The sequence below is a fragment of the Mucilaginibacter sp. OK098 genome (assembly GCF_900142915.1).
GTDB lineage: Bacteria > Bacteroidota > Bacteroidia > Sphingobacteriales > Sphingobacteriaceae > Mucilaginibacter.
In genome coordinates this window covers 278809-293430 of the sequence record NZ_FRCM01000001.1, presented here as the reverse complement: position 1 = coordinate 293430, position 14622 = coordinate 278809, and the positions used below count along the sequence as shown (strand labels likewise).

Below are 14622 nucleotides of genomic sequence, written 5' to 3'. Positions count from 1 at the left end.
ATTAAAAGCACTGTTAATTTGATACATTATTTTTGCCAACATCTTCTTTAATTGATGGTACACCTGTCATATACGGGCTTGTTGCTATATTAGCTATGGAATTGGAGCCATATTTAAAGGCAGTACTACATTTTTCAATGTAGGGCATTATAACCTTGTTTGACACACAACCCGCCTTACTATCGGGATTATCGAAATAAAATGCGATGCCACAACCCTCAGCGGCAACATGGTTAACTTCATTACCACTACCATTTATATACATACCTACGTCACATTGTCCCACTCTTCCTCCTATCCAAAGGTCGGCATTGGCACATCTGCTTGGAAAAGTTGCATCATAGGTAAATTTCCATCCATATTGATTTGTCTTTCCTAATTGCCGGGATCCCTGTACAAAACAATTTTCAAATAAGTTGTAATAGCTGCCTGTTCCACTAACATCGCCACATAGCTCAAAGCCTATTTGGTTACTTGATTTTAATGCAATCGAACAGTTTTTCAGACTAGAGTATGAACTTTTCCACCTGATGCCTACTGCATTTGGGCTTTGTACAATTATTGTAAGATCAGAAATAGTGTTTCGAACAGGGAAATTCTTATTAGTGCGTTGAAAATCAATGGCAGCATCTGTACCTGAATAAGTGATAATGCACATGTTTCCATTAACTATTTCACTATTGTTTTTGAGATATAATGTTTTAGCTGTTGTAAATGAACGGCCAGCTGGCAAATTGATAACGCCGCCCTTATCTAATAGTGCCTGTAAAGCATCTGAATCATCAGTTTGATTGTTACTCAAATGTCTAATTTTAGGATTTAAGAATTTATGGTAGCCACTTGAGCTTATTGTACCCAGTAATACTATACTTATGATTAAAAATAAATTTTTCATGGTTTTTATGATTTTAATTAATTTAATTTATAAACAGAATACATTTGATTTAAAGTAGCTTTTTAACATTAGAACACAAATTATAATATTTAGGTTGCTGCTACATCAACATTTTGCCTTATCAATGAACTTAGCTTTTGTTTTTTCTGAATAGCGATTAAAACACCCATTACAATAGGGAGAATTGGGGTGACAAATATAGCATAAGCAAAAAAAGATTCCAAAAAAACAAAAACGGACACACCTAAAGCAATAACATAGGCATTACTGGATAGTAACTTTTTATTTGTTTTTACAAAAATTGAAATAATAAAATAATAAATATAGATAGTAAACAAAAGGCCATATTTCGACAAAAATCCAATTGGGGAAAAATGGGCATTAGTAGTTTCGGCATATGCTACACCAGTATCAACGAGGTAAACAAAACCCAATCCCTTACCTATAAAGTAATCTTTCAATTGCATTTGATTAATTATAGTTTCTAATTCATTATACCTGCCAGCACTAATTTTATCCAAATTATCATTACCTGAATGGTTTTCATTATATAAATCAAACGTACCTTTCAATCGAATAACAGCCAAATTATTGGAAAAATTATTGAATATAAATATTACAGCTCCCCCCGAGATCAAAAGCATAATAAAATATTTAAATATTTGTTTTCTTTTGAATAAAAAAGTATAAAATAAAAAGGTAATTATTGCAGAAAATAACTGAGCTCTTTTGCCATACAGCATAATTATAATAAAAGAAACAAGCAGCCACAAGCTATTTGATAACATATAATTTGCATAAGGTAATTCCATTGGTGGAAATATTGCTAACCTGGTTGTGCCTGTTGATTGAAATAAAAAATAAGTTATAGGTAACAACAAAACACTACCCGCAAATGCTATTCTTGTATAATACTTTATATATGTATTAAAATTATTTGAAAGCCAATACTGACCGAATATGTAAACTTTTGCAAAAAAGAAAAATGGATTAGTAAAATCAGTAATGAATCTTCTTGAAATCTCATTGTTTAAAGCCCCGACTATCAAACTAAAAATCAATAAAAGAAAAACTATTGCAATTTTCCTTTTAAATAAATGTTTAAAGCCGTATAAAATAATTAATAAGTCAATAATTGCGCCGACTGTTAAAAAAGCTTCGCTGTAGGAATCATGGTAAGCTGTTCTAAGAGTTCCAAGAACAATTCCTGTTAATGAAAAAAAAGGGAGAAAATAAAGATAGTATTTAATAATTTTATTCATTACAGATTTGTATACGTGAAATAATCACCTTTTTTCAAAGTTGGGTTGATTTAAGAGGCCATAAACATTTTCACCTTCTCATCAAATTTTTCTCTATCAAATATTAAATTATTTTTCTTTTTGAATGTATCGTTATACTTATAAAAATAATTTAAAAAATCATTATAATTGGCAAAAAGACCCTTTATTCCTTCAAACGAAGAAATGTAGCCTAAATACTGTTTATCAAGAAATGTCGCTGAAATTTTTTTTCCGGTTTCAGACATTACACAAAAAATCACGGGTAGATCATTAATAAAACAATCTAAGCCAATAGTTGAAGTTCTTGTAATTGCTAAATCAAACTGATCCCTCATTGTATTCATCGATACATCTTTGCTCAATATACGTTCGGCGAATTTTTTAAATCGTGAAAACTGATCCCTGGGGTGCAATTTAATTAACAGCCTAAACCCGAACTCCTTTTCCATTTGAATTATAAACGTTATTATCTCGTCTTCTGACTCATACTCATAAGGTTGGGTGAAATAAATTATTTTATTTAATGTTTTATTTTTATTAGATAAACCTGTATCATTAGTTTTCAAAAAGCCCCAATAATCAAACTTATGTTTTAATAACGGATTTTTAATGGAAAAGGCCTGCAATAATCCTTCATCGTAAAACAAAAACTTATCTGCTCTAACAAAATCAGCATGCTCCAAAGGGTTTAATAAGGTTGTTTGAATCTGTAGGCTTTTCAATTGCCTTTCTCTGGCAGCTTTGCTTAGCCAATACGGATATGTAGTTAATTGTTCAGTTGATATAACAATTCCATTATTAGCATTTGTATATTCTAAAAAACGCTTTATACTTTGAAAATGTAAATACTGTTCAAAATATGCAATACAAAATTCCGGTAATAAATTATATGGTTTTATCTTGAAAGAACCAAAATTTATTTCAAAAGACTTTACTGCTTTTTTAAACCTTCTACTATCCCAAAAAATCAAAACAATTATTTTACAGAAAACAGAAAAGAAGTCGCCAATTCTAAAAAAAAAGCCTTCTGGAAATACATTAAAGTTAAAATTCCTTTCCCAAAAATTACGGTTTTCTCCATAGGCAAATTGTCGCTCACCAACAACTATTAAACAATTAGGAGCATATTTCTGAACAAACGGCAATAAGAATTCTGAGTGAACGGTACTTCTAACAGAAATATAAAATTGGGGTTTATTCTCATCTAAATCTATTCGGTTTATTGAGAACTTTTTTAAAAAAAGGTATGCTTTTATGCTTAAAAGTAATTTTATTAGCAGGAGGCAATATCTTCTGCCAAATATCTTCAGATTTAATATAAATTTTGAACCTTCTTTAAGATATGAAAACTTAATTCCTTTATCATTACAAATGTCTTTTATCAATGACGATAAAAAATCTGAGTTTTTAAATAGAAGCTTTAGATTTATTTCACCAAAGGCCTCGTAAAACGGTATATAATTCCTCGTATAAACATAACAGTCACAAGTTACCTCTGTAATGTTAAACTTTGTTATTACGTCAGAAACTGCTAATAAACGGGAATAAACATCCACTATTAATCCATGAAAAGCGGTGGACCGGTTAGATTCAAAAATATCAATGTATGCAATAGGTATTAACTTTAAAAAAGCATTATACTGACTATCATACATCTCTAAAATTTCACTCCGCTCAGGTTGAAAAGAATCAAATGTAAATTGTTTATCAGAGGATATTTGTTGAGTCTTTTTTTCACAAAGTATCAAGTCATATTTATCCCAACTCTTGGTATATTTTGTATCATCTAAAACAATCAATAAATTCATCTTAAACCGCCTCCGCTTTAGTTACAAAAAAACTTTTTCTATTTATAAACAAATAAAGACCGTTGGTAATTAGAATTGTAAACACCTGAAAAACTAAAGTTATTACTACTATTTCATCGATGCTTTTATTTGAAAATTTGTAGAGAATAAATAGCAATAAACCATTTAATGATATAGCCATAAACCACCATTTTAGAAATTTCAATTCAAAATTGAGTGCTATTGATATTGTACTGGCAACGCCTATCCCTAAAATATTTATTTTCAATACCGATTGATAGATCAAATAATGTGCTAGTACTCTATAAGCAGGAAAGTATTTTAATATAATAACATTTGAAAATGGCCCTATAATAATAATCAGGGCTGATATTATAGAAATAAATATCGCTCCGTATTTTAAAATTTGAAATCTGTAAACTGAATTTAAGCTTGCTCTTTTTAAAAGTATTGGGAAATAATAAAACACAACAGTAACAAAGAACAGATAAATGGTGCTGGCAATATTGTCAGCTAATTGATAGTTACCTTTTAAAGATTTATTGTCTGAAAAAAAATTCAATAAAAATCTATCATAAGTCAAAAAGTAGGTGCTAATTAAGCCTATTAGCGTCATTTTAATTCCCAGTTTTATTTGTGGCTTTATTGTATTTACAATATTTAAGATATCTTTTTTATAAAACCTTAATTGTAGTTTTTGTAGTATAGGATATGCTTGTATACCATTAATAACATTTGAAATTGTTAACGATAATAACCAATACAAAAAAAAGTGCTTTATATCGTAGGCATAAAAAAACACCAAAACAAAATATATGATTGAGAAAACCAAATTAGAGATATTAATTCCCAAAATTTTATTTTCAAGCCTAAGTAAAGTCTGAAAAATGCTTTGAAAATATATCATTGACGATATAAGAGAAACTATAAACAACTGTTTAGGCAAGATCATAATCCCAGTAAGAAAAGCAACCAGGGAAATAAAACAAATATAGTATAGTGTGTTTTTAACATATGTTTGTTTTATTTCTAACTCACTTTCTACTACATAAGCTTTCATTAAAGCCTGATTAAGCCCCATCATTAAATATTGAGAATAGGTAATAAAAATAAATCCCGGAATAGTTTTACTATACTCAGCCGGGCCAACTTTTTTTGCAATAATAATATAGGAAAGTGCTATTATACCATATTCGAGATAGCGTAATGCAGAGAAGATTAAAGATTTTCTTAGATGACCCATCTTACTTTTAAGAACACTTTTGAAAAATGTTTATTAAACATCAATTATTCAAACACATTATATCCTGATAAGAATAATGTTAAATAATTTACTATTAGCTTTTAATTTATAATTGGTTAAAGAATTTATATAGCCGTCCAGCCTCCATCTATTATAACATTTTGTCCTGTTATATACTTCGCATTATCTGATAATAGAAATGCTACCGTAGGCGATATATCTTCGGGGGTTCCCATTCTTCTCATAGGTACCTTCTTATTGTAATTTTCTACAAATGTTGGATTTTGTTCGTTAAAGATTCCTCCAGGCGACACGCAATTTATATTTATGTTATACTTACCATAGTAAGAGGCAATATATCTTGTAAAATTAATTTGCGCACCTTTTATAGCTGAATAAGCTGCAGGCATAGTCATTTCTGTTCCATCATAAACAGAAAAATCCGGACCAACTACCCCATATATTGAAGCAATATTTACAATTGAACCAAATTTCTGATCTTTCATAATCCTTAATGTTTTTTGACACAGGCTGAAACAGCTATTTAATTGCATATCTAAATTTTCTCTCCATGAATCAATCGGAATTTCTTCAAAATCTAAGCCCCAATCTCCTGTTCGCGGGTATGCATTATTTACCAGTCCATCAATTTTTCCATATTTATCTAAAACAATATTTAACATATTATTTAAAGAATTTTGGTTAGTGATGTCGCATTCAATATTTCCCTGCGCTATATCTGTTGGTAAATTAATGTCTGCGTTTATTGCAATTCCATTTTCGCTCACTATCTGTTTAATAAAAGCATTACCCAACAACCCGCTTCCACCTGTTACTATTATTACTTTATCTTTTAAACTATACATAATCAAATTCATTAATATACACCCTGCGTCCATTTTCCTTTAAGGAAAGGTGAGCTGCATAAAGTGTTTTCATTATTTTTATTGTTTCTTCAGGATTAATCGCCGGTTTTCCTGTATTTAACTGATTAGCAAAATTCAATAACATATTTCTAAAACATGTGAAATTATCATTATAATCAATCCTGAAGTGTTCTGAATTTCTAGTGTAAAAGGTACTTTGAATAACAAAGCCTGTTTCTTTATTTACTTGAATAATGCTAAATTTTCCAGATGCAAATTGAACCCTGACAATGTCGTTTGAATCTTCTCCTAAGTTTTGGACCCATACAATATCACTCCCCATTACAGCAATCATACTTTCCAAAACATGGATGCCATATTTATACCAATCAATGATACTAACATTATGAGACCAAACTATGTCATTAGGATCAAGTTTATTGCTAAATCTATTCGTGATGGTTGGGTAATATCTTAAACCAGTGCAAGACATTAATAGTCCGTTCTCTAAATATTGTTTAAAATATTTTAACTCCGCTAAATCATCACAAAGCGGCTTATCAATAAACACCGGGATTCCATTTTCTAAAAAAAATTGAGCAATTGGCATATGTGATTTTACATCATCCCTGGCTATTATTACGGCATTAACCATTCCCAACATTGCTTTATAATCATCAACCCGATTATCAATATATGTACAATTAGCAATAGTATCAGCCATTGATTTATCAGGACACCAAATGTGAGAGACCCTCCAATTATCAATGCCAAAATCTGAAGGCAACCGTAAAGAAAGGTATTTGGCTATATTAGGATAAGGGGAAACATCCATTTTTTCCTGGCTATATCCATTTATTATTGCCGAAAAGGAAAATGGATGCCCATTGCCTTCATTATATCCTATTATCCCTATTTTTTTTGTTTCTACCATGCAGCCCATCCCCCATCTACACAAATATTTTGCCCTGTCATATATTTAGAAGCATCAGATGATAATAAGGCAAACGCCCCCTTTAAATCCTCAGGTACTCCCGTTCTACCTAACATCGTTTTACCACAAAGATTCTCTTTGAATTTTTCATTTTTTAACGTTTCAGGGAAGGGAAAAGAACCCGGACTTACAGCATTTACCCGGATACCATGCGGAGATAAAAAACTTGCTAAATATTTTGTTAATTGAATTACTCCTGCTTTTGCTGCACCATAGCTTGGTGGATTTGTAAATTGTATACCATCGTAAATACGATAATCTGGTGCAACGTGGCCATATACTGATGCAGTGTTTATTATTACACCTTTAGTTTCTTTTAACAGTGGAAACGCCTCCTTAGTTGTATAAAACACCGCGTTCAGGCACATATTGATATCGTAGTCCCAATCACCAAATGATATAGATTCAAAAGAATTCTTTTTCCCTGACCATGCATTATTAATAAGCACATCAAGTTTTCCAAATTCCTTTTTCACTGTATCCAAACATGCTTTTATACTTTCAATATCCAAAATATCGGCTTGAATACCAATGTGTTTGCCACTAAATTTTTCAGTTAATTCTGTTGCCAAACTATCACATTTTTCTTTATTTCTTGATGCAATAGCAACATTTGCGCCTAATTCAGCCATGGTTTCACAAATGGAATTTCCGAGGTAGCCGGCGCCGCCAACAACTAATACTACCTTACCTTTTAAACTTAATAAATCACTTAAAGATTTCATGTTAAATTATTTTCTTAAAAATTTCTTCTGCTATCAAAAAATCTATTTCTTCATCTATGTCAATAACATATGCTGTTGTTGACTTAATAGGATACACTTTACCCAACATTATAGAAATAGAGCCTGGATTTTCCTGTAATATTTTATTTGATAGCGCATAAAATTGCCCTGTTAGCTGATATGCTACAGGTTGTTGCTGACGCGGAAGAAAAGGCTTTGCATTTTCAATATAAGGAGCAACTGAATTTTCATCAATCCTCCATAAACGATTAGGAGATATAGGAGACTCTTTAAATGATGTGGAAGAATCTGCTTTCTCTTCCAAAATGCTTTCAATTCCTAAATCAATATCTATTACGCTCTTTATAGGTGAAGTACATTCCAGAAGAACAATAATATCAGTTTTATAATTCTCCGTTTCTGCTAAATACTGCACAGTATGCCTAATTGTATCAATAACAAGGGATGAATCACTTGCTAATTCATCAGGCCTATCTACTACTTCTGCATTATATTTAATTGCAACATTTTTAATTAACTCATTATCAGTAGAAACAACAACCCTATTTATATAATTAGATTTAAACGCAGTATCAATAGGGTGAGCAATTAAAGGTTTATTATTAAGATCACGTATATTTTTATTAGATATTCCTTTTGATCCTCCACGCGCAGGTATAATAGCCAATATATTCTTGCTTGTGCTCATTTTAAAATGTAATTTGTTTAATATCTACCTGTGCTTTCATATAATCCTGGTGCTTACCAATATCTAACCAATAGCCCAGTAACGGATAATGTACAAGGTTACAATTCTCCTCAATAATTATCCTGTCCATAAGATCTGTGGCGTTAAAAAAAACACCCTTCAATAAATATTCTTTTAGCGCAAACTTTAGCATATATATTCCCCCGTTAGAATAATAAGTATAAGTTGGTTTTTCGATAAACGAGGCTACTTCATGATTTTTGGTTTCTAATACAGCATATGGCACATTTACAACATAAGGAATGCTCACTAATGCCATAGTAGCTTGCTCCCGTTTGTAAAAATCATAAAAGTCCTCCAGATCAATATTGGTTAACAAGTCGGCATTCATAACCAAAATATCTTCGTGGTTAATTTCATCAATCAATGAAAGCGCACCAACTGTTCCCAATGGCTCATTTTCCTCGATGTAGCGGATGCTTACTAATTTTGTTGATCCATCGCCGAAGTAATCCATTATCTGTTCTTTCAGATATTTTACGCTTATATAAAATTCGGTTATGCCGTAAGAGATCAAGCGATCAATATTATGTTCTAATATTGGTTTATCCCCAACTTTTAACATGGGCTTAGGTATCAGATCGGTAAAAGGCTTTAATCTTTCGCCACGCCCCCCGGCCATAATTAATGCTGCAATTGGTAAAATGGTTTTTGTTTTTTTCAGATCCAGGATCTGTACCATCTGAAAATTTTCATCCAATACCGGAATTAAGTGAATATCGGCTTTACGATAGGCTTTTATCAGTTCAACATTATCTGCACCTTCATTCAAAAATTTAAACCTGGTATTCATGAATAACTCAATTGGCTGAGAAATTTCAAGTCCGTTTAAAAGCCCTCTTCGTATATCTCCATCAGAAAGGGAACCAACCATTTTATCATTTTCATCAAGAATGAATATAGTGCGGCTGGCGTATAAAGGTAATTCATCCAAAACTTTAAGTGCGGTACGCGCTTGTTTATCTTTATGAATTATATGTTCCTGGTATTTAATCATTTTATAGATACTTTAAACCCTATAATTATTTTTTCAAATGTACCCTTGAGTAGATTTTATTATTTATTCCCGATATCACAATTTCTAAAACAAATACTTTTATATAAAATTGAGATTATAAAATTCCTTTTTTAGCAAATTATCCAACGGGATACTTTTTAGCAAGGGTATAATATTTCCTGAGGCATTGCTTGTGCCATATGGATTTTCCACTAATTTTAAGCTATTCCTAAATTCAAGGCTTAATGCTTTATCTATCGCCTTATTAATTTCTACAGGAGTGGCACCGGAATCAATAACGCTCTGTGCCTTTATCCGTCCGCGCTGCCTATCACCAATATTAATAGTTGCCGTTTTAAAAGATGGCACTTCTATGAGGCCGCTGGATGAGTTTCCTATTACCACATCCACAAACTGCAGTGCCGATAAATAACGAAGTTGCCCCATGGAGGTAAACACTACTGCCTTATCACCATGCCTTGCTACATATTCATCAATTAATTGGTTAATTATTCTTCCGTCCGTATCAGCATTTGCCTTTGTAAAAATAATGGTTGCTTCTTTTAGGTTATCTACTGCCTCCAATAATCCTTTAAATTGAGTTTCAGCTGTAGCATTTTCTAATGTTACCGGATGAAATGTAACCAATATATTGCGTTTATTTAATTTAAACGCAATGCTCTTTTCAAAAACTTCGCGGGATAACAAATTTAATCTGTTAATGTTTTCAATTCCCAGAGCTCCAAAATTATACACAAAATCAGGTTGTTCTCCTAACTGAATTATTCTTTTTCTGTATTCTTCAGTAGAAGTAAAATGAAGATGCGACATTTTAGTGATGGAATGTCTTATAGGTTCATCAATAACCCCTTCTGTTGATTCTCCACCATGACAGTGTGCTATTGGAATACGGGCGATCGTAGCAGCAATCGCGGCTGAAAAAATCTCGAACCTGTCACCAAGCAATAATATGATATCCGGCGATAATTCCTGGTAAGCATCCGCGAAACCCATTACCCCCAAACCTATACTTTTAGATATTCCTACAGGGCTATCTGATGAAAGCAGAATTTCTATTTTTTTTGTTATAAAAAAACCATCTGCTTCTATTTGCTTATAGGTTAAGCCAAACTCAGGAGACAAATGCATTCCTGTAACTAAAAGTTGTAATTCAACATCTGGGTCTTTGTGCAATCCGTAAATTGTCCAATACAATAAGCCATATTCAGCCCTTGTTCCGGTAACAACGCAAACTTTCCTTTTATTGATCATAATGAAATAATTTCATCACTTTTATAATTCTTATTTGCCTTTTGCCCAATTACTTTATCCCAATTCATTGGACTAATACCGGTTCCTGGCCTTTTAACAGTCAAATTCTCTTCAGAAAAAGTCGCTCCTTTTACCATATCTACTTTGGCAACAATGCTTTTTCTAACAATCTGTATATTCTTTTTTTCTGAATCTGAAGGTATTTTAAAACCACCGCCCAAAGCCTGTTCTATATTTCTTATGCAGCGAACCATTTCTTTTAACTCACCGGGTTCTAATGACGCCGGATGATCCGGTCCTTCCATTGTACGATCCAAAGTAAAATGCTTCTCAATAATTGTAGCGCCTAAAGCTACAGCAGCAATAGGTACTTCAATACCCATTGTATGATCAGAATAACCTATCTCTATTCCCAATTCTTCTTTAATGTTCAACATTGCTTTCAAGTTTACATCCCGCATTGGAGTGGGGTATTCTGTATTGCAATGTAAAACCGTAACATTCTCTTTTTGGGCCCCGGCAGCTATTAAAGCATCAACTGTATCTTTAACCTCTTCCATTGTACACATCCCTGTTGATACAATCAACTCTGGAAATGCATGAGCCATTTGGCGCAAATAAGGTAAATTAGTAATCTCACCTGAAGGTATTTTACCAATAGTAACCCCTAAAGCTTTTAGGAATATAATACTGTCCTGATCAAAAGGGGTTGATAAAAATTTGATGCCTTTTTTTTCACAATAGCTCAATATTTCATTGTGCATGTGTTCCGTTAGCTCAAGCTTTTTAAGCATCGCATATTGTGAATTATCAACATCAGGCAAGTTAGTTTTTTGATAATCTGCTTTTTGAGCTGATTTATTTACCAGCTTATCTGCTTTAAAGGTTTGAAATTTCACATAATCAGCTCCGGCATCCTTTGCAGCATCTATTAACTTAAAAGCATTCTCCAAACTGCCATTATGGTTTACTCCGGCTTCAGCAATAATTAAAATTCTTTTCATTTTCCTATTTTTTTTGCTGGGCAGCCTGCATACACGCCTGGCTCTTCAATATTTTTAACAATAACACTACCAGCGCCAATTATAACATTATCAGTTATTTTTATATCATTCGATACCACCGCCCCACTGCCTATAAAACAATAGTCTCCTAAAATAACATGACCATTTAACACCGCACAGGTTGAAATGTGATTATTATTACCTGCGTGCGCATCATGTTCAATAATAGCAGCAGTATTAATTATGCAATTTTCACCTATATAAGCATCGGCATTCACCATGCAATAATGATGAATAATTGTACCTGAGCCAATGCTGGCATATTCTGAAACTATGGCTTTTGGGGAAATCACAGTAGCTATTTTAGCGCTTTTTAATTTTAAATTATCATATATCCGCTTCCTGATAACTGTCGATTTTATTTGCCCCACAGTAACTAAAAAATAGTTTCCGCCAGCTATTAATTTACCAATATCATCATCAGAACCAATAACCGGATAATTCAATACAAATTCTCCTTTTTTTAAGTTCGGGTCTAATATTCCTTTAATTTCCCAATCACCAGTGGCATTTATAACTTCTATACATGATTTACAATGCCCTCCTCCACCTATTAAAATTAATGGTTTTTTTTCAGGCATAAAACTGATTTATTTTTTCAATAACTTTTTCCACTTCTTCATTGGCTATGCCAGTAGAACAGGGTAGGCTAAGGCAATTACTATAAACATTTCCGGCAACATCGTTTTCATTATAATAAATGTCTGATGCAAAAGCCGGCAGTCTGTTCATAGGCACCCAAAATGGCCTGGTTTGCACACCATGCTGCTCCAGGTATTCAAACAATTGTTTTGACCGTTCAAAAACAGCGGTATATAACCAGGAATTTGATATTACCTTATCCGTAGTTTTTTGAGGTTTAAAACCTTTTATATTTTTTAAACCTTCTGTATATAATTTACTTATATTCCTTTTGTGGGTTATAAACCCTGGCAATTGTTCCATTTGTGCTACTCCAATAGCAGCCAGAATGTTAACCATGCGATAATTGTAGCCAATTTCATCATGATAATATTCTATTCCATCTACTTTGGCTTGTGTAGTCAGGTGTTTAGCTTTCTTAGCTAACTCAATATTATTGGTCAAAATCATACCTCCGCCACCAGTAGTAATAATTTTGTTTCCATTATAACTCAGGCAACCAAATAAACCAAACGAGCCCGCAGGTTTATTATCGTAAGTTGAACCTAATGATTCCGTAGCATCTTCAACTACTTGTATATTATAACTTTCTGCTAAAGGCAATAACATATCCAGGTTTACCATATTTCCTAAAACATGTACAGGCACAATTGCCGAAATTTTTCTGCCGGTGGCTTTATGATAGCAAGCGTTATCCTGGTAAATACATTCCTCTTCTAAAAATTTCTTTAAAAGGTCTACATCCAATTGCCACGTATCCTCGTAAACGTCTATTAATACTGTATCGGCGCCTAAATACTTAATTACATTAGCCGGGGCAACAAAAGTAATATTGGGCAAAATAACCAAATCACCACGCTCTACACCAGCAAGTAATAAAGCTATATGTAACGCAGATGTTCCATTTGAAGTGGCTATTGCTTTTGCAACGCCACAAAATGAAGCAGAAACCTCTTCCATCTGGTTTACATAGCTGCCTACTGATGATACCCAATTAGTATCTAAACAATCTTTTACGTACTTCCATTCATTACCGGAAAGATTAGGAACAGATAATGGTATCATATATTATAAATATCAGCTTTATACTTTATCAAATTTTCGGTATGCTTAAACCATTCTATGGTTTCAGCCAGGCCCTGCGCCAAACTGTATTCTTGTTGCCAGTTTGTATGCTTTTTTATTTTTTCATTTGAGCCATATAAACGGAATACTTCTGATTTTTCGGGCCTTATCCTGTCTATATCTGCTATAATTTTTGCAGCAGGATTAATTTGCCTGATAAGTTCATTCGCCAAATCAGCTACCGAGATCTCTGATTGTGTAGCAATGTTACAATCGTGCCCAATTAACTCCTCTGATTTTGCGATTTCAATAAAGCCATTTACGGTGTCCTTAACGTATAATAAATCCCTTGTCGGCGTAATATCTCCTAATTTTATTTCTTCTTTACCATTCAACAACTGGGTAATTATGGTAGGTATAACAGCACGTGCAGATTGCCTGGGGCCAAATGTATTAAAGGGCCTAACAATAGTTAAGGGTAAATTAAAACTTCTGTAAAATGATTCTGCAATGCAATCAGCTCCAATTTTAGAGGCTGAATAAGGAGATTGTGGCTGCCTTGAATGCTTTTCGTCAATGGGTATGTACTGTGCAGTACCATATACCTCAGAGGTTGATGTAACCAACACTCGTTCAATATTTAAATCTTTTGCAGCCTGCACAATGTTTAACGTGCCTTTTACATTAGTATCAATATAAGAATCTGGTGAATGATAGCTAAAAGGAATAGCGATAAGAGCCGCCAAGTGAAAAACAATTTCAATATCTTTCATCGCGGTACGCACACCGTTAGGATCTCTTATATCGCCGGTAAATATTTCTATTTTTGACAGCACCTCAGGTGGAAAAGTATCCAACCATCCCCAACTGTTAAACGAGTTATAATAAGTGAATGCTCTTACGGAACACCCCTCTTGTAATAACTGTTCTACCAAATGGCTTCCAATAAATCCATCGGCTCCAGTAACCAGTACTTTTTTATTTAACAATTTCATACTT

At 32.8% G+C, this 14622-nt stretch carries 14 protein-coding genes; all 14 read right to left on the bottom strand.

The window, feature by feature from the left end; translation table 11 throughout:
* Nucleotides 1-13 precede the first annotated feature (13 nt).
* The 14 genes from BUE31_RS01135 to BUE31_RS01070 all read right to left on the bottom strand — a co-directional run bounded on the left by BUE31_RS01135 (nucleotide 14) and on the right by BUE31_RS01070 (nucleotide 14618).
* The gene (locus BUE31_RS01135) at nucleotides 14-895 is read right to left on the bottom strand and encodes a hypothetical protein (RefSeq protein ID WP_073399456.1); all 882 of its coding nucleotides are present in this window, start codon (nucleotides 893-895) and stop codon (nucleotides 14-16) included.
* Nucleotides 896-984: 89 nt separating this feature from the next.
* Entirely contained in the window at nucleotides 985-2157 is a 1173-nt protein-coding gene (locus tag BUE31_RS01130) for a hypothetical protein (RefSeq protein ID WP_073399454.1), read from the bottom strand.
* Nucleotides 2158-2207: 50 nt separating this feature from the next.
* On the bottom strand, nucleotides 2208-3986 hold the full coding sequence (locus BUE31_RS01125; RefSeq protein ID WP_073399452.1) for a polysialyltransferase family glycosyltransferase: 1779 nt from the start codon (nucleotides 3984-3986) through the stop codon (nucleotides 2208-2210).
* 1 nt (nucleotide 3987) lies between these two features.
* The gene (locus BUE31_RS01120) at nucleotides 3988-5229 is read right to left on the bottom strand and encodes an MATE family efflux transporter (protein WP_073399450.1); all 1242 of its coding nucleotides are present in this window, start codon (nucleotides 5227-5229) and stop codon (nucleotides 3988-3990) included.
* A gap of 125 nt (nucleotides 5230-5354) precedes the next feature.
* Complete coding sequence (locus tag BUE31_RS01115) at nucleotides 5355-6095, bottom strand: oxidoreductase (protein ID WP_073399448.1); 741 nt, start codon at nucleotides 6093-6095, stop codon at nucleotides 5355-5357.
* Complete coding sequence (locus BUE31_RS01110) at nucleotides 6088-7029, bottom strand: Gfo/Idh/MocA family oxidoreductase (RefSeq protein WP_073399446.1); 942 nt, start codon at nucleotides 7027-7029, stop codon at nucleotides 6088-6090. Before BUE31_RS01110 ends, BUE31_RS01115 begins: the two co-directional genes overlap by 8 nt.
* Nucleotides 7023-7814, bottom strand: coding sequence for an SDR family NAD(P)-dependent oxidoreductase (locus BUE31_RS01105; protein WP_073399444.1), 792 nt, complete (start codon nucleotides 7812-7814; stop codon nucleotides 7023-7025). Before BUE31_RS01105 ends, BUE31_RS01110 begins: the two co-directional genes overlap by 7 nt.
* A 1-nt stretch (nucleotide 7815) precedes the next feature.
* Entirely contained in the window at nucleotides 7816-8523 is a 708-nt protein-coding gene (locus BUE31_RS01100) for an acylneuraminate cytidylyltransferase family protein (protein WP_073399442.1), read from the bottom strand.
* A gap of 1 nt (nucleotide 8524) precedes the next feature.
* Nucleotides 8525-9580, bottom strand: a complete 1056-nt coding sequence (locus BUE31_RS01095) for a nucleotidyltransferase family protein (protein WP_073399440.1) — start codon at nucleotides 9578-9580, stop codon at nucleotides 8525-8527.
* A 99-nt stretch (nucleotides 9581-9679) separates the two neighbouring features.
* A complete protein-coding gene (gene neuC / locus BUE31_RS01090) occupies nucleotides 9680-10852 on the bottom strand; it encodes a UDP-N-acetylglucosamine 2-epimerase (RefSeq protein ID WP_073399438.1) in 1173 nt (390 codons plus the stop codon).
* Complete coding sequence (neuB, locus tag BUE31_RS01085) at nucleotides 10849-11856, bottom strand: N-acetylneuraminate synthase (protein ID WP_073399436.1); 1008 nt, start codon at nucleotides 11854-11856, stop codon at nucleotides 10849-10851. Before neuB ends, neuC begins: the two co-directional genes overlap by 4 nt.
* A complete protein-coding gene (locus BUE31_RS01080) occupies nucleotides 11853-12497 on the bottom strand; it encodes an acetyltransferase (RefSeq protein ID WP_073399434.1) in 645 nt (214 codons plus the stop codon). Before BUE31_RS01080 ends, neuB begins: the two co-directional genes overlap by 4 nt.
* Nucleotides 12490-13623, bottom strand: coding sequence for a LegC family aminotransferase (locus tag BUE31_RS01075; RefSeq protein ID WP_073399432.1), 1134 nt, complete (start codon nucleotides 13621-13623; stop codon nucleotides 12490-12492). Before BUE31_RS01075 ends, BUE31_RS01080 begins: the two co-directional genes overlap by 8 nt.
* Nucleotides 13620-14618, bottom strand: coding sequence for an NAD-dependent 4,6-dehydratase LegB (locus BUE31_RS01070; protein ID WP_073399429.1), 999 nt, complete (start codon nucleotides 14616-14618; stop codon nucleotides 13620-13622). Before BUE31_RS01070 ends, BUE31_RS01075 begins: the two co-directional genes overlap by 4 nt.
* Nucleotides 14619-14622 lie beyond the last annotated feature (4 nt).